Raw genomic sequence first — 24,389 nt, 5'->3', positions numbered from 1 at the left:
AATCCGGCGCTGACCCTCCCCCAAGCTCTCGGCTTCGCTCAAGCCCGGGGGCACCCCTATCCGTGAGCAACGGCCGCCCGAGCGCGGCCCTGCGAGCCGGAGCACCCGGTGGGGCACGACCAAGGCTCCCGCCACCGGACCCGCCGCCCGTGCGGCCGGCCGGTGCGCGGCACCGTCGAGGTATACGGAGCCGAGCCCGGTGCCACCGCGCCGCACCCCGACGGTGCGCGCGGGCGGTCACCCGAGCGCGGCTCTGCTTCGTACCCCGCCGCGACCCGACCGACCCGAGAGGCACCCATCCGATGGCCCGCATGGCCCCCACGGCTCCCCCTGCCCCCGCGCCGCAGCCGCAGCCGCACTCCGCCGCCCCCCGGGCGCGCCGCGCCGCCACGGCGTTGGCCGCCGTGGCGACCGCAGCCGTGCTGGCCGGTGCCGCGGCCCCCGCCGCCTACGCCGCCGGCCCGGCGGCCCCGTCGCAGCAGAAGTTGCCGAAGGGGTTGTACGGGAGCGCGGATCCGCAGTACGACGGCGTGTGGCGGCAGTCGCTGGCGTTGCTGGCGCAGCACACGGTCGGGGTGCGCCCGGCGGCGTCCGCCGTGGACTGGCTGGCCGGCCAGCAGTGCGCCGACGGCGCGTTCGCGGCGTTCCGGGCCGATCCGGGCAAGGCGTGCGACGCCGGCACGATGCGGGACACCAACCAGACGGCCGCCGCGGTCCAGGCGCTGACCGCGCTCGGCGGGCACGGCGACGCGGTGCAGAAGGCCGTGGGGTGGCTCACGTCCGTCCAGCACGCGGACGGCGGCTGGAGTTCGATGCCCGGCGGGGAGGGCGGCGCGGAGAGTGACGCCAACTCCACGGCCGTGGTGATCGGGGCGCTCGCCGCGACGGGTGCGAAGCCGGAGTCGGTGACGGCGAAGGGCGGCAAGACACCGTACGGCGCGCTGCTGGGGTTCCAGCTGGGGTGTGATGCGAAGGAGGCCGAGCGCGGGGCGTTCACCTTCCAGCTGAAGAACGCCGCGCCGAACGCCGACGCGACCGCCGCCGCGGTCACCGCGGCGCTGGGCAAGGGCTTCGTCGTGGCGCCGGCGGGCAAGGACGCGGACCAGCCGGTCAAGGCGCTGGACTGTGCGAAGGGCGGCGTGTCGGGCAGCGGCGCGGATGCCCGGGCGGCGGTCGCGGACGGCGGCGCCGGCTGGCTGGTCGGGCAGTTGGACGCGAGTGGGCAGCATCTGAAGTCGGCGATGCCGGGCGCCGAGCAGCAGCCCGACGTCGGCAACACCGCGGACGCGGTGGTCGCGCTGGCGGCCGGTGGGCACGGCGCGGCCGCGCAGAAGCCGCTGGTGTGGCTGGAGAAGAACGCCGCGGGCTGGGCGAAGCAGCACGGCCCGGCCGCGTACGCGCAGCTGATCCTCGCCGCGCACGCCACCGGCACCGACCCGCGGTCCTTCGGCGGCGCCGACCTGGTGGCCGCGCTCAACGCCACCGGGCCCGAGCCGGCCGGCAGCAGTGCGCCGTCGCCGGCCGCAGGACAGAACGCCCAGGACGCCAAGGACGCCGGCGGCAGTGGTGGCATCGGGCCGTGGTGGATCATCGGCGTCGGGCTGGCCATCGGCGCCGGCATCGGCTTCCTGGTCAGCGGCCGCAACAAGAACAAGACCGGGCTGTGATGCGGGCGCGGCGGGCCGCCGGGGTGCTGCTGCTGGCGGGCGCGGCGGCCGGACTGGGGGCCGGGCCCGCGCAGGCGCAGGAGTACCGGTACTGGTCCTTCTGGGACGGCAAGCCGGCCGCGGCGGGCGGTGCGGCCGCCGCGTGGGCGTACGCCACGGAGGGGCCCGGTACCGCGCGGCCGGCCGACGGCGCCGTCGTGGGGTTCCGCTTCACGGTGAGCGTGGATTCGGCGAAGGCGGCCGGCCCGCGCACCGCCCCGGACTTCGCCGAGCTCTGCGACCGGACCCCGGCCCGTGCCGGGTCCAAGCGGGTCGGCGTGGTGATCGACTTCGGTTCCGCGGCGGACGCACCGTCGGGTGAGCGTCCGCCGGCGGGGCGGACGTCCTGTGCCCAGGTGCCGGCGGACGCCTCGGCGGGCGAGGCGCTGGCCGCGGTCGCCAAGCTGCTGCGGTACGACGCCGATGCGCTGCTGTGCGGGATCGCGGGCTATCCGCGGTCGGGCTGTGCGGAGCAGGTGAACGGCGGCGGGGCGGAGCCGACGGCGACGCCCGGTGCCTCGGGCGCGGCCGGCAAAGACGACAACGGCGGCGACGGCGGGCCGTCGGCCGGTCTGGTCGGCGGGATCGGGGCCGTGGTGGTGCTGGGCGCGGCCGGCGTGTGGCAGGCGCGCCGGCGGCGCGGATGAGCGCGCCGCGGGCCACCCGGAGTACCGCATTGCACGCGGGCGCCTGGTGGGTGTGGGCGCTCGGCCTGGCGACCGCGGCGTCCCGGACCACCAATCCGCTGCTGCTGGGGCTGCTGGCGGGGGTGGCCGGCTATGTCGTGGCGGTGCGCCGGACGGATGCGCCGTGGGCGCGGTCGTACGGGGCGTTCGTCAAGCTCGGGTTGGTGGTGCTGGGCATCCGGTTGGTCTTCGCGTTCGTGCTGGGTTCGCCGATCCCGGGTACCCACACCTTGGTGACGTTGCCCGAACTCCCGTTGCCCGACTGGGCGAAGGGGGTCCGGGTGGGCGGCCGGGTCACCGCGGAGGGCATGCTCTTCGCGTTGTACGACGGGCTGAAGCTGGCCGTCCTGCTGATCTGTGTGGGGGCCGCGAACGCGCTCGCCAATCCGGCCCGGCTGCTCAAGTCGCTGCCCGGTGCGCTGTACGAGGTGGGGGTGGCGGTGGTGGTCGCGATGACCTTCGCGCCGAATCTGGTGGCGGACGTGCAGCGGCTGCGGGCGGCGCGGCGGTTGCGCGGCCGGCCGGACCGCGGGGTGAAGGCGCTGCTCCAGGTCGGGATGCCGGTGCTGGAGGGTGCGTTGGAGCGGTCGGTGGCGTTGGCCGCGGCGATGGACGCCCGTGGGTACGGCCGGACCGCGCAGGTGCCGCCGGCGGTGCGGCGGTTGACGTCGGTGTTGACGTTGGGCGGGCTGCTCGGGGTGTGTGCGGGGTCGTACGGGTTGTTGGGTGATTCCGGCGGGGGTTACGGGCTGCCGCTGTTGCTGGTCGGACTGGTGGCGGCGCTGGCCGGGCTGTGGTTGGGGGGTCGTCGGTCGGTCCGGACCCGCTATCGGCCGGAGTCGTGGGGGGTGCGGGCCTGGCTGGTGTCGGGGGCGGGGGTCGCGGTGGCGGCGTTGATGATCGCGGCGAACGGGTACGCGCCGGGTGCGCTGCATCCGCCGGCGGTGCCGTTGACGGCGCCGGTGCTGCCGCTGTGGCCGGCGTTGTCGCTGCTGGTGGGGCTGGTGCCGGCGGTGGTGGCGCCGGTCCCGGTGCGGTCCGGGGGCACCGCGCCGGCGGGACGGTCCGCACCGGCCGCCTCATCCGCTGTGGCCCGCGCGTCTGCCACGACCGGCTCGTCCGGCTCATCCGCCCCGTCCACCTCATCCGCCTCATCCGCCTCATCCGGCTCGTCTGCCGCGTTTGCCCGACGCTCCGATCCCGATCCCGATCCGTTCACGAAGGAGCCCACCCCGTGATCCGCTTCGAGCAGGTCTCGGTCACCTATGGGGACGCCGCCGCGCCGGCCGTCCAGGGGGTCGATCTGACCGTGCCCGAGGGGGAGTTGTGCCTCCTCGTCGGCCCGTCCGGGGTCGGCAAGTCGACCCTGTTGAACGCGGTGTGCGGGCTGGTGCCGCACTTCACCGGTGGCACCCTGCACGGTCGGGTGACCGTCGACGGGCGGGACACCCGGACCCATCCGCCGCGCGAATTGGCCGATGTGGTCGGCACGGTGGGCCAGGATCCGCTGGCGCACTTCGTCACCGACGCCGTCGAGGACGAGTTGGCCTACGGCATGGAGTCCCTGGGGTTGGCGCCGGACGTGATGCGTCGGCGGGTCGAGGAGACCTTGGACCTGCTGGGGCTGGCCGAGCTGCGGGACCGGGCGATCGGCACGTTGTCGGGTGGGCAGATGCAGCGGGTGGCGATCGGTTCGGTGCTGACCGCCCACCCGAAGGTGCTGGTGCTGGACGAGCCGACGTCGGCGCTGGACCCGGCGGCCGCGGAGGAAGTACTGGCGGTGTTGCAGCGGCTGGTCCACGACCTGGGGACGACGGTGTTGATGGCCGAGCACCGGCTGGAGCGGGTGGTGCAGTACGCGGACCAGGTGATCCTGCTGCCGGGGCCGGGTGCGGCTCCGGTGATGGGCGAGCCGGCCGGCGTGCTGGCCGCGTCCCCGGTGCGGCCGCCGGTGGTCGAACTGGGTCGGCTGGCCGGCTGGTCGCCGTTGCCGCTTTCGGTGCGCGATGCCCGTCGCAAGGCGGCGCCGTTGCGGGAGCGGTTGTCGGCGGTGGCCGCACCGTCGCCCGGGCCGGCGGCGGCGCCGGTGGCGGACGCGGAGCCGGTCGCCGAGGTCGCGGGGCTGGGCGTCCATCGGGACCGGACGCCGGTGCTGCACGGTGTCGGGCTGACGGTCCGGCCGGGCGAGACGGTCGCCCTGATGGGGCGCAACGGGGCGGGGAAGTCGACGTTGCTGCGCACGCTGGTCGGGATGCACCAGCCGTCGTCGGGGTCGGTACGGGTCGGCGGGGTGCCCCCGCACCGGACCCGGCCGCGGGATCTGCTCCGCCGGGTCGGGTTGGTGCCGCAGGAACCGCGTGATCTGTTGTCGGCGGACACCGTGGCGGCCGAGTGTGTCGCGGCGGACCGGGACGCGGGCGCGCCGGAGGGCAGTTGCCGGGAGTTGGTGGCCCGCTTGCTGCCGGGGGTGCGGGACGCGGCGCATCCGCGGGATCTGTCCGAGGGGCAGCGGCTGGCGCTGGCGCTGGCGGTGGTGTTGACCGCGCGGCCGCCGTTGCTGTTGTTGGACGAGCCCACCCGCGGGCTGGACTACGCGGCCAAGGCCCGGTTGGTCGAGGTGGTGCGGGGGCTGGTGGCCGAGGGGCAGGCGTGCGTGTTGGCCACCCATGACGTGGAGTTGGCCGCCGAGTTGGCGCACCGGGTGGTGATCCTGGCGGACGGGGAGGTCGTCGCCGACGGTCCGACCGAGGACGTGGTGGTCTCCTCGCCCGCGTTCGCCCCGCAGGTCGCCAAGGTGCTGGCGCCGCTGCCGTGGCTGACCGTGGCGCAGGTGGCCCGTTCGCTGGACGGGGCTCCGGCGTGACGGCGGACGGTCGGCAGGTGCGGGCGGTCCGGCTCGGTCCGCGGTCGGTGGCGGCGCTGTGTCTGGTGTCGGCGATCGGGGTGGTGGCCTTCGGGTGGCCGTTGTTGGCCGGTTCCGGTTCGGGGTTGGCGCATTCCCAGGACGCGCCGTGGTTGTTCGCCGCGCTGTTGCCGTTGTTGCTCGCGGTGGTGGTGGCGACCGTCGCGGACGCTGGCCTGGATGCCAAGGCGATCGCCATGCTGGGTGTGCTGGCCGCGGCGGGGGCCGCGCTGCGGCCGCTGGGTGCGGGGACCGCGGGCATCGAGCCGATGTTCTTCCTGATGGTGTTGTCGGGGCGGGTGCTGGGTCCTGGTTTCGGTTTCGTGCTGGGGTCGGTGGCGATGTTCGCGTCGGCGTTGCTGACCGGGGGCGTCGGGCCGTGGATGCCGTTCCAGATGTTGTCGATGGGGTGGGTGGCGATGGGCGCGGGCCTGTTGCCGGGGCCGGACCGCTGGCGCGGCCGCCGTGAGTTGGTGCTGCTGGCGGGGTACGGGGCGGTGGCGTCGGTCGGCTACGGGTTGGTGATGAACCTCCAGGGCTGGCCGTACATCGGGGGGCTGGCGTCGGGCGTCTCGTTCGTGCCGGGTGATCCGCTCTCCGCCAATCTGACGCGCTATCTCGCGTACTGCCTGGCCACGTCGCTGGGGTGGGACCTGCCGCGGGCGGTGGTCACCGTCGTGCTCACGTCGACGCTGGGCGGCACGGTGCTGAAGGCGTTGCGCCGGGCGACGCGTCGGGCGGCGTTCGAGGCGCCGGTGGCGTTCACGGAACCGGTGGCGTTCACGGAACCGGCCGGGCCGCCGGGCGGGCCCCAGAGGCCCGCCCGACCCTGATCCGTCGGATCGGCGCTACAACCGCTGGATGATCGTCGCGGTCGCCAGTGCCCCGCCCGCGCACATGGTGATCAGGGCGAACTCCTTGTCGCGGCGTTCGAGTTCGTGGAGGGCGGTGGCCAGGAGGCGGGCGCCGGTGGCGCCGACGGGGTGACCGAGGGCGATGGCGCCACCGTTGACGTTGACCTTCTCCAGGTCCTGGCCGAAGACCTGGGCCCAGGACAGCACGACGGAGGCGAACGCCTCGTTGATCTCGACCAGGTCGATGTCCTTGAGGGACATACCGGCCTTGCCCAGGACGGCCCGGGTGGCGTCGATCGGCCCGTCGAGGTGGAAGTGCGGGTCGGAGCCGACCAGTGCCTGGGCGACGATGCGGGCCCGGGGCTTGAGGCGGAGCGCGCGGGCCATCTTCTTGGAGGCCCACAGCAGGGCGGCGGCGCCGTCGGAGATCTGCGAGGAGTTGCCGGCGGTGTGGACGGCGGTGGGCATGACGGGTTTGAGGCCGGCGAGCGCCGCCATGCTGGTGTCGCGCAGCCCTTCGTCGCGGTCGACCAGGCGCCACATGCCCTGGCCGGCGGCCTGCTCTTCCTCGCTGGTGGGGACCTGGACGGCGAAGGTCTCGCGCTTGAAGCGCTCCTCGGCCCAGGCGGTGGCCGCGCGTTCCTGGGAGAGCAGGCCGAGCCCGTCGACGTTCTCGCGGGTCAGGCCGCGGTGGCGGGCGATCCGTTCGGCGGCCTCGAACTGGTTGGGCAGGTCGACGTTCCATTCGTCGGGCCAGGGTTTGCCGGGGCCGTGTTTGGAGCCGCTGCCGAGGGGGACGCGGGACATCGCTTCGACGCCGCAGCCGATGCCGATGTCGATGACACCGCCCGCGATCATGTTGGCGACCATGTGGTTGGCCTGTTGGGAGGAGCCGCACTGGCAGTCCACGGTGGTGGCGGCGGTCTCGTAGGGCAGGCCCATGGTGAGCCAGGCGTTGCGGGCCGGGTTCATGGACTGTTCGCCGGCGTGGGTGACGGTGCCGCCGACGATCTGCTCGACGCAGTCGGGCTGGATGCCCGTACGGGCGAGGAGTTCGCGGTACGTCTCGCCCAGGAGGTAGGCGGGGTGGAGGTTGGCGAGCGCACCTCCGCGCTTGCCGATGGGGGTGCGTACGGCTTCGACGATGACGGGTTCCGCGGCCATGACTCAACTCGTCCTCTCCTCGCGTCCGTGGGCGTCCCGACGCCCACGGAGGGAAGAACTAGTACGCGTTCTAGTTCTGCGAACAGTCTCGTGAGCCGTCCGGTATGGCGCAAGAGGGCTGCAACGCACTTGTGCACAAGAGGGGTTGCCATGACCCTTGCCACTTGTAGAACTCGTTACTACCTTCACCGCCGACCTGCATCTGATGGGCCGTCAGACCTTTGGGTCGGGCGACGGTACCCTCAGGGCGTCCGACGTCAGCTGGACCAGGAGTCGCCGATGCACTGCCCCGCGCTGCCCGAAGGGTTCGACTTCACCGACCCCGACGTCTACCAGTCCCGGGTCCCGCTCCCGGAGTTCGCACGGCTGCGGCAGACCGCGCCCGTGTGGTGGAACGCCCAGCCGCACGGCATCGCCGGCTTCGACGACGACGGCTACTGGGTCGTCACCCGCCACCAGGACGTCAAGGAGGTCTCCACCAAACCGGAGGTCTTCTCGGCCAATCTCAACACCTCGATCATCCGGTTCAATCCGACCATCTCCCGCGACCAGATCGAGGTCCAGAAGCTGATCATGCTGAACATGGACCCGCCGGAGCACACCCGGGTCCGGCAGATCGTGCAGCGCGGCTTCACCCCGCGGGCCATCCGCGCCCTAGAGGAGGCGCTGCGCCACCGGGCCGCGCAGATCGTCGAGGAGGCCCGGCACAAGGGCTCCGGCGACTTCGTCACCGACGTCGCCTGCGAACTCCCCCTCCAGGCGATCGCCGAACTCATCGGCATCCCGCAGGAGGACCGGACCCGGATCTTCGACTGGTCGAACAAGATGATCGCCTACGACGACCCGGAACTCGCCATCACCGAAGAGGTCGGCGCCAACGCGGCCGTGGAGCTGATCTCGTACGCGATGAACCTCGCCGCGGCCCGCAAGGAGTGCCCGGCGCAGGACATCGTCAGCCGGCTGGTGGCGGCCGAGCACGAAGGGAACCTCGGCTCCGACGAGTTCGGCTTCTTCGTGCTGCTGCTGGCGGTGGCCGGCAACGAGACCACCCGCAACGCCATCACCCACGGTATGCACGCCTTCCTCACCCACCCCGACCAGTGGGAGCTCTACAAGCGCGAGCGACCGGCGACCGCCGCCGAGGAGATCGTGCGGTGGGCGACCCCGGTGGTCTCCTTCCAGCGCACCGCCACCCAGGACACCGAACTGGGCGGCGCACGGATCAGGAAGGGCCAGCGGGTCGGGATCTTCTACTCCTCCGCCAACCACGACCCTTCGGTCTTCGACCACCCCGAGGTCTTCGACATCACCCGCGATCCCAATCCCCACCTGGGCTTCGGTGGCGGCGGCCCGCACTTCTGCCTGGGCAAGTCGCTGGCCGTACTGGAGATCAACCTGATCTTCAACGCCCTCGCGGACGCCGTGCCCGGGATCTCCCTGGCCGGCGACCCGCGACGGCTGCGCTCCGCCTGGCTCAACGGCGTCAAGGAACTCCAGGTGCACTACCGCTGAGGGAGAGCACCGCCAGGGTGAGCACCTCCAGGACGCCGACGCTCAGCAGCGCCACCACCAGTCGGCGCCGCAGCGTGCGGTAGGCGCCCTCGTATGCGGTCCGCAGTGCGGCGCTGCGGACCGCGATGCGCTCCAGATAGGAGCGGGACACCTCGCGCCGCTCCCGGCAGTAGTGCCGGACGACGTCCTCCCGCTGGGAGTCGGTGAGCCAGGGCAGCCGGTCGCAGAATTCCGCCGCCTGACTGCGGGCCCGCTCCTTTTCCGCCTCCCACAGCAGATAACCCTCGATCTCGTTGATCGTCTCCGCCGCGTGGAGGTCTTCTCCCCCGTCGATCTCCTTGGCCATGGGAATGTCCTTACGCCTCGATCGCGGCCGCGATGTCCGGATGGTGCAGGTCGAACGCCGGGGATTCCGAGCGAATACGCGGCAGGGACCTGAAATTGTGCCGTGGCGGTGGGCAGGACGTCGCCCACTCCAGCGAACGGCCGTAGCCCCACGGGTCGTCCACCTCGACCTTCTCGCCGTACTTGGCGGTCTTCCAGACGTTGTAGAGGAACGGCAGGATCGACATGCCGAGAAGGAACGAGGAGATGGACGAAACGGTGTTCAGGGTGGTGAATCCGTCGGCGGCGAGGTAGTCGGGAATGCGGCGCAGCATGCCCTCGGCGCCCAGCCAGTGCTGGACCAGGAACGTGCCGTGGAAACCGATGAACAGCGTCCAGAACGTGATTTTCCCCAGCCGCTCGTCGAGCATCTTGCCGGTGAACTTCGGCCACCAGAAGTGGAATCCGGCGAACATCGCGAAGACGACCGTGCCGAAGACCACGTAGTGGAAGTGGGCCACGACGAAGTACGAGTCGGAGATGTGGAAGTCCATCGGCGGCGACGCCAGGATGACGCCGGTCAGACCACCGAAGACGAAGGTGATCAGGAAGCCGATCGCCCAGAGCATCGGCGTCTCGAAGGACAGCGAGCCCTTCCACATCGTGCCGATCCAGTTGAAGAACTTCACACCGGTCGGCACGGCGATGAGGAACGTCATGAAGGAGAAGAACGGCAGCAGTACACCGCCGGTCACATACATGTGGTGCGCCCACACCGTCACCGAAAGGCCGGCGATGGAAATCGTCGCGGCGATCAGGCCGATGTAACCGAACATCGGCTTCCGGGAGAAGACCGGAATGACCTCGGAAATGATGCCGAAGAATGGTAGGGCGATGATGTACACCTCTGGATGGCCGAAGAACCAGAAGAGGTGTTGCCAGAGCAATGCGCCGCCATTGGCCGCATCGAAGACATGGGCACCGAATTTACGGTCCGCCTCCAGGGCGAACAGCGCGGCGGCCAGCACCGGGAAAGCGAGCAGGACCAGCACACCGGTCAGCAGCACGTTCCAGGTGAAGATCGGCATCCGGAACATCGTCATGCCCGGGGCGCGCATGCAGATGATGGTGGTGATGAAATTGACCGCGCTGAGGATCGTGCCGAAGCCGGAAAAGGCCAGACCCATGATCCACATATCGGCGCCGACGCCGGGGGAATGCACCGCGCCGGAGAGCGGCACGTACCCGAACCAGCCGAAGTCCGCCGCCCCTTGCGGCGTGAGGAAGCCGGCGACCGCGATCAGTGAGCCGAAGAGGTAGAGCCAGTAGGCGAACATGTTCAGCCGCGGGAACGCCACGTCGGGCGCGCCGATCTGCAACGGCATGATCCAGTTCGCGAAACCGGCGAACAACGGCGTCGCGAACATCAGCAGCATGATCGTGCCGTGCATCGTGAACGCCTGGTTGAACTGCTCGTTCGACAGCAACTGGTGGCCGGGCCGGGCGAGTTCGGCGCGCATCAGCAGCGCCAGCAGGCCACCGACGCAGAAGAAGGCGAAGGCGGTCACCAGGTAGAGCGTGCCGATGGTCTTGTGGTCGGTGGTCGTCAGCCACTTCACCGGGTTCCGCGGCGCGGTGGACCGCGCCGCGCCGGGCCATTGCGCGGCGGACCCGGCCGCCGGTGACGACAGTGCGGGGAGCTTCATGCCCCGTACGTGTCCGCCTCACCGTGGAACGTCACCGGTGGCGGGCCCCGAGCGGCCTCCCGCAGGGGTGCGAAGTCTCACGCCACCGGGGTGTGAAGATCGGGGCGGTGCCGGACACAGGGGGTTCATGAGCACGGACGATGCCTTCGCCGCGGCCTATCGCGCGCACTACTGGGCGGTCAGCCGCTTCGTGGCGCGGCGGCTGGACGCCCCGGCACACGAGGTCGAGGAGGTGGTGGCGGACGTCTTCTCCATAGCGTGGCGGCGCCGGGCCGAACTCCCCGACGCGCCGCTCCCCTGGCTGTACGGGGTGGCCCGGAACTGCCTGGCCAATACGGTGCGCGGGATCGGCCGCTACCGGCGACTGCTGCACCGGCTCGGCAACCACGAGGCGGCGCACGGCCGGCACACCGTTGCGAGTCCGGACGCCGAGCGGCCCGGCTCCTGGGTGCACGAGGCGCTGAACCGGCTGTCCGCCGGCGACCAGGAGGTGCTGCGGCTGACCGCCTGGGAGGAACTGACCGTCGAGGAGCTGGCGGTGGCCCTCGACTGCGGCCGGAGCGCGGCGGCCATGCGGCTGCACCGGGCCCGGCGCCGCCTCCGCACGGAGATCGACCGCACCCGGACCACCGTGTCCGCACCAGCAGGAGGCGACGGCAATGCGTGACGAACTGGAGCTGCTGCGGGCGGCCGACCCGGTGCCGGCCGGTGCGGACCGCTGGCGGGACCGCCCGCTGGACGCCACCGCGGAGCGCGGCCTGAACCGCCTGCTGCACCACACCCGCACCCGGCGGGCCCGCCGCCGTCTGGTGCTGCGCGCCGAGGCGGCCGTACTGGCGCTGGTCGCGGTGCTCGCCTTCACCCTCACCGACGCCGGCAGCAGCCCGGCCGTCGCGGCGCCCGCCGCGCTCGTCCCGCAGGCCGCCGGTGCCGCACCCTCACTGGACGGGCTGGCCCGCCTCGCGCAGGCCCGGGCCCGGACCGCCGGCCCCCAGGACGGGCCGCGGCGCGGCAGCCACCTGCAGAGCTGGAGCCTGTCCATGGGGACGGGCCCGGACGCGGCGTCCCCGGTGACCGTCCCCGAGGAACGCATCACCCGGTGGAACGCCGACGGCAGCGGCTCCGAACTGGTCGTGGCCACCGACCCGCAGCACCCGGGCCGCCCGGTCATCCACGACGACGACGGCCGCTGGCGGACCGTCAGCGACGGGAAGGTGCTGCACCGCGCGACCTACCCGGCGGGGTCGGGCGCACAGCACGACGGCCTCGCCGCCCGGACGAAGCCGCCCACCGACCCCACGGCGCTGCGGGCGCTGCTCGCCTCCCTCTACGGTGCGGCGAACCGCGACGGCGAGGACGCGTCGGCCGTCCCGCAACTGCTGATGGCGCTCTCCTCGTACCGTCAGGAGTGGACGCCGGGGCCGCGGGAGACCGCGGCGATCGTGCGGATGCTGGCGGACACCGAGGGCCTGCGGCCGGCCGGCGCGGTCACCGACCGACTGGGCCGGCGCGGGCAGGCGTTCGTACACGACGGGCCCGACGGCGCGATGGACGCCACCCGACAGATGGTGATCCTCGATCCGCGCACCGGCCAGCTCCTGGGCACGGAGATCACCTTCACCAAGGACCTGCCCGACTTCCGGATCACCGCGGGCCAGGTGATGTCCTACGAGGCGTGGATGCCGTGACACCCCCGCACGTGACGTCGCGCACCGGGACGCCTCCGCGCCGGGACGCCTCAGTACCGGGACGCCGGGGGTAGGGGTCCTGAGGGCGGGCGCGCGAAGCCGTCCGGTGATGGCGCGTAGGCCGCCCGAGTGGCGGGGTGCCGGCCCGTGGCCGATCCTGGAGGGACGCGACGATCCTTCGGCGCGGTGGTGCCCGACGCACCGCCGCGCCGTTTCCGTATGCGAACGAACACACCCCTGGATACCGACTCCCGCGTGACGCAGACCACAATCCACCTGCGGTTGCGGTCGATCTCCGCGAGATGGATCACAAACGGCGACCCCGTAAAAAAGTTCGCTGATGCACGTTTGCCCAGCGAGGAGGGGGTAGGCGGGTGACTGTGCAGTCATCCGCGCACTGTCCGTGATGACCCGGTCTGCCCGTATGGTCGACCTTTGCCCCTCCACGCCATGGCGGGGCATGTCCTTGTAGTCGTCCCAGAGAGCGCAGGCGAGCGAACACGTGCCGACGCAGTCCCCCCTCGCACCCGGGTCCCGTACGGGCGTCGGCAAAAGCACCGGCGCCACCCCCGAGCCGCAGCAGACCGCCCCCCAGCAGCAGACACCGGGCGAGGTCACCGTCGTCGACCCCGCGATGGTCAAGCGCGCGGTATCGGCGGCCGCCCTCGGCAATGCGATGGAGTGGTTCGACTTCGGCGTCTACAGCTACATCGCGGTCACCCTCGGCCATGTCTTCTTCCCGTCCGGGAACCCGACCGCGCAGCTGCTGTCGACCTTCGGCACGTTCGCCGCGGCCTTCCTGGTGCGACCGATCGGCGGGATGTTCTTCGGCCCGCTCGGCGACCGCATCGGCCGCCAGAAGGTCCTCGCCATCACCATGATCATGATGGCCGCGGGCACCTTCGCCATCGGCCTGATCCCCTCCTACGCCACGATCGGCGTCGGCGCACCGATCCTGCTGCTCCTCGCCCGCCTGGTGCAGGGCTTCTCCACCGGCGGTGAGTACGGCGGCGCCTCCACCTTCATCGCCGAGTACGCGCCCGACAAGAAGCGCGGATTCCTCGGCAGCTGGCTGGAGTTCGGCACCCTCGCCGGATACGTCGGCGGTGCCGGCCTGGTCACGCTGATGACCGCACTGCTGTCCACCGACGCCCTCCACTCGTGGGGCTGGCGGATCCCGTTCCTGATCGCCGGCCCGATGGGCATCATCGGCCTCTACCTGCGGATGCGGCTCGAAGAGACCCCGGCCTTCGCCCGGTTGGAGAAGGAGGCGCACGCCAAGGAGAAGGCGCGCCGCGAGGTCGAGAAGCGGATCGGGCTGCGCGAGATGGTCTTCGGCCAGTGGCGGGCGATGCTGCTCTGCGTCGGCCTGGTCCTGGTCTTCAACGTCACCGACTACATGCTGCTGTCGTACCTGCCGAGCTACCTCACCTCGGAGCTGAAGTACGACGAGACGCACGGCTTGATGGTCATCCTGGCCGTCATGGTCGCGATGATGTGCGTCCAGCCGTTCGTGGGCAAACTGTCCGACCGGTTCGGCCGCCGCCCGGTCATCGCCACCGGCTGCGTGGGCTTCCTGGTGCTGTCGGTGCCCGCGCTGCTGCTGATCCGTCAGGGTTCGCTGGCCGCCATCGTGGTGGGCACCGGCACGCTCGGCCTGCTGCTGGTGTGCTTCACCGCCGCGATGCCCTCCGCGCTGCCCGCGCTCTTCCCGACCAAGGTGCGCTACGGCTCGCTGTCGATCGGCTTCAACATCTCGGTGTCCCTCTTCGGCGGCACGACGCCGCTGGTGGTCACCGCCCTCATCGGCGCGACCGGCAACAAGATGCTGCCCGCCTACTACATGATGGCGGCGGCCGTGATCGGCATCGTCGCGGTCCTGCTGATGCCGGAGAGCGCCCGCAAGCCGCTGCCCGGCTCCCCGCCGGCGGTGGAGACCGAGGCCGAGGCCCGGCAGCTGACCGAGGCGGCCGCGGCCCGCTGAGCCGCACCCGACCCGCGCGACGGCCGGTCGCCGGACCCCTTTCAGGTCCGGCGGCCGGCCGTCCGTCATACGGGGCAGCGGGCGAAAAGGGGAACCGGTGACACCGCCCGTCCCGTCTGTGACCCTGGCGATCGTGGGATCACCGGGCGCGGAACAGGGGACCACCATGGCTGTGGCGGCAGGAACGACGGGTACGGGCGGCGGGGCGGGGCGCCGACGGGCACTGTGCCTGGTCCTGGTGCTGCTGGCCGTGCAGGTGGGCTGGCTCGCCCGCCCCGCGTACGCCTGTGGCTGCGGGGCGATGGTGCACGGCCCGGACACCACGATGGCGGTGCACCACGAGACGTCGGCGGTGCGCTGGGACGGCACCACCGAACGGATCGCCATGCGCCTGGCGGTCGACGGCACCGCCCCGGACGCCGCCTGGATCATGCCCGTCCCGCACCGCGCCACCGTACGGCTGGGCGATCCCGAACTCCTCGACGAACTGGACCAGATCACCGCCCCGGTCACCCGGCACCGCCACTACTTCTGGCCGCGTGCGGGCGACTGGCCCTTCGAGGCGGACTTCGACGGCTCCGCAGCCACCGCCCCGCCCCCGACCGACGCGTCGGTCGGCGTCGTCGGCCGCGAGCGGCTGGGCCCCTTCGACGTCGCCCGGCTGACCGCCACCGACCCCGACGCGCTGCGCAACTGGCTCACCGCCCAGGGCTTCCGCCTGCCGCCGGCACTGGCCACCGCCCTCCGCCCGTACGTGGACCGGCACTGGGAATACGTGGCGGTCCGGCTCGCCCCCGCCGACCACGGCACCCGCCTCACCGGCACCCTCGACCCGCTCCTGCTCTCCTTCGCCACCGAGAGCCCCGTCTACCCCATGCGGCTCTCCCGCCTCGCCACCACCCCGCAGGCGCTGAGCCTCTACCTCCTGGCCCCGCACCGGATGGAGCCACGCAGCGCCATCGGCGGCGCACCGCCGCACGTCCTCTACGCGGGCCGGATCGCACCGCAGGACGCCGTCCGCGACTTCGCCGGCCCCGCCCCCACCTTCCTGACCGCCCTCGACCAGAGCTTCCCGCAGCCGCAACGCATCGACGGCGACCACGAGTTCCACCGCACCGCCGCGGACACCCCGTACCAGCGGGTGCGCTACACCGACACCCTCCTGGAAGTCGGCGGCATCCCCCTCTGGATCCCCACCGTGGGCGCCGCCCTGCTCCTCCTGATGGCCACCGCCGCCCTGACCGCCGGCTGCCGCAGGCGCCGCCCGACGGTCCGGCACTTCCGGACACCGGCACCGCCGGCCTGACCGACCGCGCCCGCCGTCAGACGGCTTCGGCTTCGGCTTCGGCAACTTCGACGACGGCCGATACCGACCGGGTCGGCACGACGCGGTCGAGCCGGCAGCCGGAGCGGGTGAGCAGGGCCTCGAACTCGCCGGCGGTGCGCTCGCGACCCCGGTCACTTTCTGCGGCGGTCCACCGACTCCGCACCCCGGCTTCCGTGCCGGGCGCCGGGGTACGCACCACCAGGAGCACCGGTACCGGTCCGCCGCCGGCGTGGCACTACAGGGCCCGGTCGAGAACCTCCGCGACGACCGAGTACGACACGATGTGCGCCCGGGTCGGGTCCCCGAGGGGCGGGAACTCCAACCGCCGCCCCTCCTCGTCGAACCAGACCCGCCCAGCCACCAACTCCTCCGCCTTCTGCCGCGCGTAGTCGCGCGCCGCCGTCAACTGCGCCTTCGGTACGGCCAGATCGTCCGGGAGTCCAGCACCGCCCTCTTGGACAGCACCTACGCTGCCGTCGGCAATGTCACCGTGTCCTCCGGGCATGTTTCCCGTCCTCCCTGTCGCGGATCCCGGGTCTAGTCCGGGGCGGGCGTTACCTGTCCCGACACAGCACCGCATAACCGTCACAAACCAGCCGACTCCCCGACGACGCCCCGTTCACCGCCCCCGCACCAGAGGCAACCTGGCCAGCGGCGAGCCCCACCCGCCGGGGCGGGGAGGCATGCGGGCGGGCCGGCTCGGGTTGTCGGGTGGTCGGCCCTTGATCGACCCTTGGTCAGCCCTCGTTGGGCGGGACGATGAAGCCCCGCGTAGGACCGGACCGCGGCTTCCCAGGGGGCTCCGGGTTGGCTTCCCTGAACTTCGCCACGAAGGCGGCCAGGACGTCAGATGTGATGTCTTTGCGAGTCACGGGATCGGGGCTGTCATACACCCGCCACTTGCCCGCCGCATGCTCCGGATCCTCCGGGGCGACGACTCCCGGGATGCCGAGCCGCCGCAGCGTGGCGTCCACCTGCCGGGCCTCTTCCGCGTTCATGACCTCACCCTTCCGCCGTGCGTCCGGGGAGCCTAGTCACCGTCACCGCCGTGCGTGGCGCAGTTGCCGGGGTTGATCGGCCCGCAGCCTCCCGGCTTCGGCGTGTGGGAGCAACTGGCCGCCACGGCCACCAGGGCTTCGGTCGGCCCGGTCCACAGCTCGCGGTCCACCTGATGCCCGGCTTCCTCGATCAGGGCCACCGTCCGCGTCAGCGCCTGCGGGTCGTGGCGTCGGACGTCGGGCCGCTCCGGGTAGTGGTGCACGAACCGCCCCAGCCCCTCGCACAGCTTGGTGTACGGCCCGGTGTGCAGAATCAGGGCGTGCCAGCCCTCGTCCACCACGTTCGACGGCGTGATCTTCATGGTGGGGAACTTGGCCGCCGTGTGAACGAACTTCAGCGCTTCCATGACGATGCGGGCCGCCGTAGCCTCGTCCATGCCCGGGTTGTTGTCGAGAACCGTTGCGACGACACCCCCGAACGCAGCACGGGTGAGCAACTCGCGGACATCTTGCATGTGCGTACCTCCTCGTTGTGGTTTCCCTTAGCTGGGACGGGCATTGGGTGCTTCGGCTGCCCTGGGGCCGAAGCGGTTGCCCTCACCGCCCAGGACGGCACCGCAGTGAAGGGGCGGACCGGGGCTGCGGAACTCACCTGAAGCTCTCCGTGGTGAGAATTGAACTGTCGGCGCCGCCGGCCACCCCGGGGCCGACGGGCAGGACGTCGAGCAGCTTGCCCACGTCGCCGAGCCGGAAGGCCCCCAGCTCTACGTACGCGCGTCCCGTAGCCGTCACCAGGGGGCGCACCCTCACCGCCTCTGCCTCGGGAATTCCCGCGCGCACAAGGGCCGCTCGCAGCAGTGCCGCGCTGTGCTCCGCCTCCGCGCGAGCGCTCTTGTACTGCGCCATGGGGATCACGGGCGTGGCTCCTTCTTGTGCGGGTGTCGCCGGATCTCGGCATCCACCTCCGAGACCTTCAGAAGCTCAACAGGCGGAGTGGGATGGGCGGCTTGATTCGTCATGGGGTCGTCCCCTCGCACGTCGTGGAGCAACGAGCGTCCCGCCGTTCACCGGGACACAGGAACCTCGTACGTTTCCCACTTTGGGACGTCCCGCGAGTGCTAGAACGTCCCTAGCAACGTCCAGCGATGCGGGGTGACACTGACCATGCCGAACGAACGCCTACGGGCTGCCATGGTCGCGGGCGGGTGGACACACGCCGGGCTCGCCGAAGCAACCGGGGTCGATCCCAAGTCGGTTGAGCGCTGGGTCAACCTCGGACGCACCCCACGGCGAGTCACGGCGCTGAAAGCCGCCGAGACCCTGGGGGAAGACGTGCACGCATTGTGGCCATCTCTGCGCCAGGCACGGGCAGCACGAGCGGTGAGTCCTGAGTTGGTCGCGCTGTACGACAAGCGCGCGGACCTGCCCGTCTCGGTCTTCGTGGAGCTCCTCGCGGGAGCGCGGGAACACATCGACATCCTTGTGTACGCCGCCGTGTTCCTGCACGAGGCGTACCCCAGGCTCAACGACCTTCTGCGGGAACGGGCGGCGGAGGGGTGCAGCCTCCGCATCGCTGTCGGGGACGCCGACAGCGCCAACGTCCAACAACGGGGAAAAGAAGAGAAATTCGGGCACGGCATCGAATCCCGTTGTCGCCTGGCGCTGATGCATTACCGGCCCTTGCTCGCGGTGCCCGGCATCGAAGTGCGGACCCACGGTACGACCCTCTACAACAGCTTGTACCGAGCAGACGACCAAATCCTGGTCAACGCCCACGTGTGGGGCGTGAACGCCTATGGGGCACCCGTGTGGCACCTGCGGCGCAACAACGACGGCGGCATGTTCGACGCTTACACGGACAGCTTCAGCGCCGTATGGGAGACCGCCCGCCCCGTGGAAGGCTGAACCCATGGCACGGACCGAGTTCTACAACGATCCCCACGCGCCCGAGCCCAACAGTCTCGTCGTCGCCGCCTCTGCCGTCGTCACCGACGAATCAGGACGCGTACTGCTCCAGCGGCGACGAGACAACGACCTGTGGGCCCTGCCGGGCGGAGGCATGGACATGGGCGACAGCCTGCCCGGCTGCGCCGTACGAGAGGTCAAGGAAGAGACCGGGCTGAACGTCGAGATCACAGGTCTCGTCGGCACCTACACCGACCCCAAACACATCATCGCCTACAGCGACGGGGAAGTACGCCGCCAGTTCAACGTCTGCTTCACCGCCCGCATCGTGGGCGGGACACTGACAATCTCCGACGAGAGCACAGAACTCCGATTCGTCGCCCCGGGAGAGTTGGACGCCCTTCCCATCCACCACACCCAGCGCCTCCGGATTCAGCATTATCTAGAGCAGCGATCCGCGCCTTATCTCGGTTAGACGCACACCCAAGAACCCCAGCACCGAGAACTCCCCGGAGTCGAGCCTCGACTCCTATTCCCCCGTCGACGTCGACCTATAACCGCTCCGGGAACGGCCCATACATGCAGGCACCTCCCGGACCCGTTCAAAGCACCGAAAAAGCCACTACATTCATCTATCGACGACCACCCTTGAGGCCATCCACCCAGTTCACAGCGTTGCCGACGGTGGCCGAAGGGGCCCTCTGGCGACCTTGAAGCCCGTGATGTCGCCCGTAGAGCTCAGCCGGTATTACCTGTTGCAGGCCGCAATGACGCCTAGAATCACCGCGGCCACCAAGAACGTTGCAATGCAGCCGCATGCGGCGCTCTCTGCTTCTAACACCTTCCGCTCGCCGGTGGATCGGTCAGGTTCTGGACCTACCCCAACGTTGTTGGCTCAGCCCAACTCCCGCGGATGCCGGCCCTCTGGTCTCCGCCCGGACACTCGCCTCCACCGAGCCGCCGCAACCTCCGCACTGGACTTCCGTGCGCGATGCCACCGGCACAGGTACTGAAGGTTCGCCGGGTCGTGGTCGTCGCTCGGGACGATGTGGTCCACGTCCGTGGCCGGCACCGAGCACCGCGCCCCTGCGTCCCGCAGAACGGCCACGCATCGGAAGCCGTCCCGCTTCAGCACGGACATGCGCAACACTGGCCAGTTGCTGGGGAGTCGGAGCCGCCGTTCACTGCCATACGCTCCAAGACACTGCCTCTCGTGAACGGGCGGAACCCGTGCGCCTGAAAGTCGTCACTGATCGGCTGGTCGGTGGCCAGATTGCTGTACGCATAGCGCTCGACCTTCCGCTATGGCCGCCTTTGGCAGGTAAAAGAGCTGCCGGCGTGTGAGGCCAGGAGCGGTTTTCGGGGGGCAAGAACGCGGAGCCCACCATTCGGCGTAAGGGGGAGCGCGTGTGTTTGCCTGAGAAGGACCTGAGGGATCTAATGACCCACGAACCAACTCATTTGGCCTAACCACTCATCCAAGAGCGCCCAGAAGGGGGCTGGTTGGCGTGCCCGCGAACTCGAAATACACAGAAGATCCGCCGAGTCCATACATTGAAGTCCGCGTGGGGCAAGCTCGCTTCACTTGCGGTCGAGCCCCGGTCCGATTCACATCCGGCGTGATCACGCTCGCAGTGTCGTTCGCAACCTGGTGGTTCTCAACGCACTAGTAAGCCGATCCCCCATGGCCGCCCGTATGAGTCGGCTGTAGAGGCCGCACGAAGGCCACCGATTGCAGCCGAAGCGGTCCCATCCGGAATCGAACCGGTACCCTCCGCTCAACAAGCGGACCCTCTACCAGGGATGCGGAGGACCGTGGAAGAGATCCACGCGCTGGCCTTCGACGGTGCCGGCACGGCGCGTGCGCGGCGAGCCGTGAGCCGGGTCGTTTCCTCGGTCTTCTTCGTCGGCACGCCCGCGTTGTTCAGCTTCCTGGCAATGGCGGACGCCGACAGGCCCTCCAGCGCCCACGCCACACTGTCGCGGACGTCCGGCGCCTCCTCCGGGTCGGGGGCGGACGCACCACCGACAGCTTTCAACGCTTCACGCGCTCACCGGTGAACCCGTACCGAGCCCTGCCGGAGGTGTGGCCGCCGGCAGGGCGAACACCACGACGGCGTCCACGTGCCCAGCCCGGACGGCCGCCATCATCTCCTCGAACTCCGGGCGCTCCACGGTCGGGGCCCAACCGGAGCGGCCACGTCGGCGACGCTCCCCGCCAGGTCCCAGCCCTTCGCGGTGATCAGCGCCTCGCACTTCTCCCGCTGGGCCTCGGGACTGGCCTGGGAATCGTCCTCACGACGCTTTGACTGTCTGATGTAGGAGACTGCACGCACTTGGTCGAGATTACGACGCCGGTCAGGCGTCCGTTTCGTGAGAGGTGTCATGTGCCTAGCGTGGTAAAGATCAATGTGCTGACCGTCCCTGCCGAGCAGCGGGAGACGCTTGAGAAGCGGTTCGCCTCGCGTGCCGGTGCGGTGGAGAACTCGGACGGCTTCGAGTGGTTCGAACTCCTCCGGCCCGTCGAAGGCACCGACGACTACCTCGTGTACACCCGGTGGCGTGACGAGGCGTCGTTCCAGGCGTGGATGGAGGGGCCGATGAAGGCCGCGCACCAGGGCGGCAGTGACCGGCCGAAGCCGGCCGCCAGTGGGTCCACGGTGTGGTCGTTCGAGGTCGTGCAGCAGGCCGCGCCGAAGGGCGCGTAGCTCCGTACCGAGCGGCCCCCGGGCTGCGGTCGTCGGGCGTCGTGCGTCGGTCGTCGGGCGCCGGGCAGCCGCACCCGGGGCGGGCAAAACCGGTTGCACGCGGCCGTCCCGCGGCGTGACATGGCCCTCATGAGCGACGCTGCCGCCCCGTCCTGGACCATCGCCCCCGAGCCGGCCGCATCGGCGGTGGCACGGGCCCTGTTGCGCGAGTACTACACCGATGTCGCCGACCGCTATTACGTGTTGCACGAGGGGCGCCGCTCGACGCCGGAGGAGATCGACGAGGGCGTGGCCGAGTATCCGAGCGACGCCCTGATGCCGCCGCACGGGGTGTTGTTGGTGGCGCGGTACGGGGGCGAGCCTGTCGGGTGCGCCGGGGTGCGGCTGTTGGATGCCCGTACCGCCGAGCTGAAGCAGGTGTTCGTCCGGCCCGACCTGCGGGGTCTGGGCGCCGCGGGCCGGCTGCTGCGGGCCGCGGAGGCGGCCGCGGCCCGGCTGGGTGCCGAGCGGATCCGGCTGGACACCCGGCTGGACCTGACGGAGGCCGTCGCCCTCTACCGGCGGCGCGGTTACGTCGAGATCGCCCCGTACCACGACGATCGCTATGCGGAGATCTTCTTCGAGAAGCGGCTGGTGGGAATGGGGACGGGAACGGAGGCGGGGGCGGGGGCGGCGGATACGGCCGTCGGTCGGTGAGGGGCGGCTACTTGGTGAGGTCCGGTGGTTGCGGTGACCGCGGCGGGGTGTGGGCCGGGGTCCGCGGTACCAATGGGCGGGCGTCGCCGTTGTGCGGCTCCTCCTCGTCCGAGCCGCACAGTTCCGCCGTCAGCTCCTGGACGAGTTCGGTGAGGTCGGTGGGCCGGTCCTTGGTCCACCAGTCGCCCAGCAGTTGCGCCAGCGATGCCTGACGGGCCGCGGAGAGCCGCTCCGCGGTATCCCGGCCGTGGTCGGTGAGCAACAGCATCAGTCCTTCGCGTCGCGCCAGGCCGCGTGCCTCGACCTGCCGGACGCCCTCGCTGATCACGCCGAGCGGTACCCGGCTGCGCTCCGCGAGCAGTGCCGGTTCCACCGAGCCGTAGCGGTGGATGCGCAACACCAGCCAGCTGGCGGCCGGTTTGAGGTCCAGGCCGGCGCGGTTGGTGATCTTCTCGTAGATGTCCTTGCGGCCCGCCATGCTGCCGAGTTTGGACAGCGCGCGGGCGACCTCCTCATGGGAGGACCGCTCGACGGGGTTGGAGCAGAGGACCTCGCTGGTGTCGGGGGCGGTGACGCTGCCGCGCAGCGGCTCCTCCTTGAGGAACCAGGCCAGGGCGAAGGCCACGAGGACGATCGGCACGGCGTAGAGGAAGACGTCGGTGATGGAGGCGGAGTAGGCGCCGAGGACGCCGGCGGCCTGCGCGGGCGGCAGCTTGGTGATCGTTCGCGGGTCCTGGGCGATCGCCGACGGGGAGATGCCGGGCGGGAGCTGTGCTCCGGCGAGGACGTCGGCGATCCGTGGGCCGAGCCGGTTGGCGAAGATCGTGCCGAAGAGGGAGACGCCGAACGAGGCGCCGATGGAGCGGAAGAAGGTGGCGCCGGAGGTGGCCACCCCGAGGTCCTGGTAGGGGACGGCGTTCTGCACGATGAGTACCAGGACCTGCATGACCAGGCCGAGCCCGAAGCCGAAGACGAAGAAGTAGGTGCTCATCAGGGCGACGCCGCTGGACGGGTCGAGCTGGTGCAGGAGCAGCAGGCCCAGGGCGACCACGGCGGTGCCCGCGATGGGGAAGACCTTGTAGCGGCCGGTGCGGGAGACGATCTGCCCGGAGGCGGTCGACGAGAGCAGCATGCCGAACACCATCGGCAGCATGTGCACACCGGACATGGTCGGCGAGACCCGCTGGACGACCTGGAGGAACGTCGGCAGGTACGTCATCGAGCCGAACATCGCGAAGCCGATGACGAAGCCGATGACCGAGCAGAGGGTGAAGGTGCGCGAGGTGAACAGGCGCAGCGGAATGACTGGTTCCGCGGCCCGGCGTTCGACGACGATGAACGCGGCGAGCAGCGCGACGCCGAGTCCGGCGAGCAGCGCGGTCTGCCAGGAGCCCCAGGGGTAACTGACGCCGCCGAGCGAGGTCATCAGCACCAGGCAGGCGGCGACCGCGGCGATCAGGGCGGTGCCCAGGTAGTCGATGCGGTGCGGGGTGCGGCGGGCCGGGATGTGCAGCACGGCCGCGATGACGGCGAGCGCGACGACGCCGATGGGGAGGTTGATGTAGAAGACCCAGCGCCAGCTGAGATGGTCCACGAACAGGCCGCCGAGCAGCGGCCCCAGGACGCTGGTGCCGCCGAACACGGCGCCGAACAACCCCTGGTACTTGCCACGTTCGCGGGGCGGCACGATGTCCCCGACGATCGCCATCGACAGCACGATCAGGCCGCCACCGCCCAGGCCCTGGAGCGCCCGGAAGCCGATCAGCTGCCCCATGTTCTGTGCGAGGCCGCAGAGCGCCGAGCCGATCAGGAAGATCACGATGGCGGCCTGGAACAGCTTCTTGCGGCCGTACTGGTCGCCGAGCTTGCCCCACAGGGGCGTCGCGGCCGTGGACGCCAGCAGATAGGCGGTGACCACCCAGGAGAGGTGCTCAAGGCCGCCGAGGTCGCTGACGATGGTGGGCAGCGCGGTGGCGACGATGGTCTGGTCGAGTGCCGCGATGAGCAAGCCGAGCAGCAGCGCGCCGATCGCGACGAGGACCGTCCGCCGGGAACGGTCCTCGCCGGGAACGGCAGGAGCACCGGTGTCCTGCACCATGAGCGTCGTCTCCCTCGTATCCGGCTCGTACGCCCGGCACCGGCGCGCAGGTCCGCGTCCGGGGCCGGGTGGTGTTCTCGGCCTTCCGGGCCTTCACTCCATCGTGGGCGTTTCCGCCCGATATGGCCCGC

At 71.0% G+C, this 24,389-nt stretch carries 23 protein-coding genes, 1 tRNA gene and 1 pseudogene; 14 read left to right on the top strand and 11 right to left on the bottom strand.

Features of this window, described 5'->3' with window-relative positions; translation table 11 throughout:
* Window positions 1-311 precede the first annotated feature (311 nt).
* The 5 genes from ACFVT2_RS32055 to ACFVT2_RS32035 are packed head-to-tail and all read left to right on the top strand — an operon-like array spanning window position 312 to window position 6,127.
* Window positions 312-1,667: a prenyltransferase/squalene oxidase repeat-containing protein gene (locus tag ACFVT2_RS32055; RefSeq protein ID WP_390023565.1), complete on the top strand. Its 1,356-nt coding sequence runs from the start codon at window positions 312-314 to the stop codon at window positions 1,665-1,667.
* A complete protein-coding gene (locus ACFVT2_RS32050) occupies window positions 1,667-2,353 on the top strand; it encodes an SCO2322 family protein (protein ID WP_390023563.1) in 687 nt (228 codons plus the stop codon). Before ACFVT2_RS32055 ends, ACFVT2_RS32050 begins: the two co-directional genes overlap by 1 nt.
* 50 nt (window positions 2,354-2,403) lie before the next feature.
* Window positions 2,404-3,630 carry a CbiQ family ECF transporter T component gene (locus tag ACFVT2_RS32045; protein ID WP_390023592.1) on the top strand — a complete coding sequence of 409 codons (1,227 nt, stop codon included), beginning with the start codon at window positions 2,404-2,406 and terminating at the stop codon, window positions 3,628-3,630.
* A complete protein-coding gene (locus ACFVT2_RS32040) occupies window positions 3,627-5,255 on the top strand; it encodes an ABC transporter ATP-binding protein (RefSeq protein WP_390023561.1) in 1,629 nt (542 codons plus the stop codon). Before ACFVT2_RS32045 ends, ACFVT2_RS32040 begins: the two co-directional genes overlap by 4 nt.
* Window positions 5,252-6,127 carry an ECF transporter S component gene (locus tag ACFVT2_RS32035; RefSeq protein WP_390023559.1) on the top strand — a complete coding sequence of 292 codons (876 nt, stop codon included), beginning with the start codon at window positions 5,252-5,254 and terminating at the stop codon, window positions 6,125-6,127. The genes ACFVT2_RS32040 and ACFVT2_RS32035 overlap by 4 nt, the downstream gene beginning before the upstream one ends.
* Before the next feature lie 15 nt (window positions 6,128-6,142).
* On the opposite strand, the gene ACFVT2_RS32030 is transcribed toward ACFVT2_RS32035, so the two are convergent.
* Window positions 6,143-7,312, bottom strand: coding sequence for a steroid 3-ketoacyl-CoA thiolase (locus ACFVT2_RS32030; protein ID WP_390023557.1), 1,170 nt, complete (start codon window positions 7,310-7,312; stop codon window positions 6,143-6,145).
* A gap of 279 nt (window positions 7,313-7,591) precedes the next feature.
* Between ACFVT2_RS32030 and ACFVT2_RS32025 the strand changes: the two genes are divergently transcribed.
* The gene (locus tag ACFVT2_RS32025; RefSeq protein WP_390023555.1) at window positions 7,592-8,824 is read left to right on the top strand and encodes a cytochrome P450; all 1,233 of its coding nucleotides are present in this window, start codon (window positions 7,592-7,594) and stop codon (window positions 8,822-8,824) included.
* On the opposite strand, the gene ACFVT2_RS32020 is transcribed toward ACFVT2_RS32025, so the two are convergent.
* Together ACFVT2_RS32020 and ctaD are read right to left on the bottom strand one after the other, a co-directional pair.
* The gene (locus tag ACFVT2_RS32020; protein WP_390023553.1) at window positions 8,796-9,170 is read right to left on the bottom strand and encodes a hypothetical protein; all 375 of its coding nucleotides are present in this window, start codon (window positions 9,168-9,170) and stop codon (window positions 8,796-8,798) included. The genes ACFVT2_RS32025 and ACFVT2_RS32020 overlap by 29 nt on opposite strands.
* A gap of 25 nt (window positions 9,171-9,195) precedes the next feature.
* A pseudogene (gene ctaD, locus ACFVT2_RS32015) lies at window positions 9,196-10,854 on the bottom strand (cytochrome c oxidase subunit I); the annotation flags it as partial.
* A gap of 127 nt (window positions 10,855-10,981) precedes the next feature.
* On the opposite strand from ctaD, the gene ACFVT2_RS32010 reads away from it, so the two are divergent.
* The 4 genes from ACFVT2_RS32010 to ACFVT2_RS31995 all read left to right on the top strand — a co-directional run bounded on the left by ACFVT2_RS32010 (window position 10,982) and on the right by ACFVT2_RS31995 (window position 15,832).
* Window positions 10,982-11,521 carry an RNA polymerase sigma factor gene (locus ACFVT2_RS32010; protein WP_390023551.1) on the top strand — a complete coding sequence of 180 codons (540 nt, stop codon included), beginning with the start codon at window positions 10,982-10,984 and terminating at the stop codon, window positions 11,519-11,521.
* Window positions 11,514-12,542: a CU044_5270 family protein gene (locus tag ACFVT2_RS32005; protein ID WP_390023549.1), complete on the top strand. Its 1,029-nt coding sequence runs from the start codon at window positions 11,514-11,516 to the stop codon at window positions 12,540-12,542. The genes ACFVT2_RS32010 and ACFVT2_RS32005 overlap by 8 nt, the downstream gene beginning before the upstream one ends.
* 502 nt (window positions 12,543-13,044) lie before the next feature.
* Window positions 13,045-14,526 carry a glycine betaine/L-proline transporter ProP gene (gene proP / locus ACFVT2_RS32000; protein WP_390023548.1) on the top strand — a complete coding sequence of 494 codons (1,482 nt, stop codon included), beginning with the start codon at window positions 13,045-13,047 and terminating at the stop codon, window positions 14,524-14,526.
* Window positions 14,527-14,692: 166 nt separating this feature from the next.
* Entirely contained in the window at window positions 14,693-15,832 is a 1,140-nt protein-coding gene (locus ACFVT2_RS31995; RefSeq protein WP_390023547.1) for a DUF2330 domain-containing protein, read from the top strand.
* Between the two features lie 16 nt (window positions 15,833-15,848).
* On the opposite strand, the gene ACFVT2_RS31990 is transcribed toward ACFVT2_RS31995, so the two are convergent.
* From ACFVT2_RS31990 to ACFVT2_RS31970, 5 genes are all read right to left on the bottom strand, one after another.
* Complete coding sequence (locus ACFVT2_RS31990; protein WP_390023546.1) at window positions 15,849-16,061, bottom strand: hypothetical protein; 213 nt, start codon at window positions 16,059-16,061, stop codon at window positions 15,849-15,851.
* A 27-nt stretch (window positions 16,062-16,088) separates the two neighbouring features.
* Window positions 16,089-16,358 (bottom strand): hypothetical protein, encoded by a 270-nt coding sequence (locus tag ACFVT2_RS31985; RefSeq protein WP_390023544.1) that lies wholly within the window; start codon window positions 16,356-16,358, stop codon window positions 16,089-16,091.
* A 232-nt stretch (window positions 16,359-16,590) separates the two neighbouring features.
* A complete protein-coding gene (locus ACFVT2_RS31980) occupies window positions 16,591-16,851 on the bottom strand; it encodes a hypothetical protein (RefSeq protein WP_390023542.1) in 261 nt (86 codons plus the stop codon).
* Between the two features lie 32 nt (window positions 16,852-16,883).
* Window positions 16,884-17,366, bottom strand: coding sequence for a glycine-rich domain-containing protein (locus ACFVT2_RS31975; protein ID WP_390023540.1), 483 nt, complete (start codon window positions 17,364-17,366; stop codon window positions 16,884-16,886).
* A gap of 133 nt (window positions 17,367-17,499) precedes the next feature.
* A complete protein-coding gene (locus ACFVT2_RS31970; protein WP_390023538.1) occupies window positions 17,500-17,766 on the bottom strand; it encodes a hypothetical protein in 267 nt (88 codons plus the stop codon).
* A gap of 249 nt (window positions 17,767-18,015) precedes the next feature.
* On the opposite strand from ACFVT2_RS31970, the gene ACFVT2_RS31965 reads away from it, so the two are divergent.
* Together ACFVT2_RS31965 and ACFVT2_RS31960 are read left to right on the top strand one after the other, a co-directional pair.
* Window positions 18,016-18,756 (top strand): helix-turn-helix domain-containing protein, encoded by a 741-nt coding sequence (locus ACFVT2_RS31965; protein ID WP_390023590.1) that lies wholly within the window; start codon window positions 18,016-18,018, stop codon window positions 18,754-18,756.
* A 4-nt stretch (window positions 18,757-18,760) separates the two neighbouring features.
* Window positions 18,761-19,231, top strand: a complete 471-nt coding sequence (locus tag ACFVT2_RS31960; RefSeq protein ID WP_390023536.1) for an NUDIX hydrolase — start codon at window positions 18,761-18,763, stop codon at window positions 19,229-19,231.
* A gap of 1,269 nt (window positions 19,232-20,500) precedes the next feature.
* Here ACFVT2_RS31960 and ACFVT2_RS31955 read toward each other — a convergent pair.
* Both ACFVT2_RS31955 and ACFVT2_RS31950 read right to left on the bottom strand, forming a co-directional pair.
* A tRNA-Asn gene (locus ACFVT2_RS31955) sits at window positions 20,501-20,571 on the bottom strand.
* Entirely contained in the window at window positions 20,535-20,795 is a 261-nt protein-coding gene (locus ACFVT2_RS31950) for a recombinase family protein (RefSeq protein WP_390023589.1), read from the bottom strand. Before ACFVT2_RS31950 ends, ACFVT2_RS31955 begins: the two co-directional genes overlap by 37 nt.
* Before the next feature lie 348 nt (window positions 20,796-21,143).
* Between ACFVT2_RS31950 and ACFVT2_RS31945 the strand changes: the two genes are divergently transcribed.
* Together ACFVT2_RS31945 and ACFVT2_RS31940 are read left to right on the top strand one after the other, a co-directional pair.
* Window positions 21,144-21,464 (top strand): antibiotic biosynthesis monooxygenase family protein, encoded by a 321-nt coding sequence (locus tag ACFVT2_RS31945; RefSeq protein ID WP_390023534.1) that lies wholly within the window; start codon window positions 21,144-21,146, stop codon window positions 21,462-21,464.
* Window positions 21,465-21,584: 120 nt separating this feature from the next.
* A complete protein-coding gene (locus ACFVT2_RS31940) occupies window positions 21,585-22,160 on the top strand; it encodes a GNAT family N-acetyltransferase (protein ID WP_390023532.1) in 576 nt (191 codons plus the stop codon).
* A 7-nt stretch (window positions 22,161-22,167) separates the two neighbouring features.
* Here the strand turns inward: ACFVT2_RS31940 and ACFVT2_RS31935 are convergent, their stop codons facing one another.
* Complete coding sequence (locus ACFVT2_RS31935) at window positions 22,168-24,258, bottom strand: DHA2 family efflux MFS transporter permease subunit (protein WP_390023531.1); 2,091 nt, start codon at window positions 24,256-24,258, stop codon at window positions 22,168-22,170.
* Window positions 24,259-24,389 lie beyond the last annotated feature (131 nt).

The organism is Streptomyces sp. NPDC058000, assembly GCF_042886435.1.
Taxonomy (GTDB): Bacteria; Actinomycetota; Actinomycetes; order Streptomycetales; family Streptomycetaceae; genus Streptomyces.
Note: the sequence above shows the minus strand (reverse complement) of the source record. Positions and strands in the feature narration are given on the sequence as shown.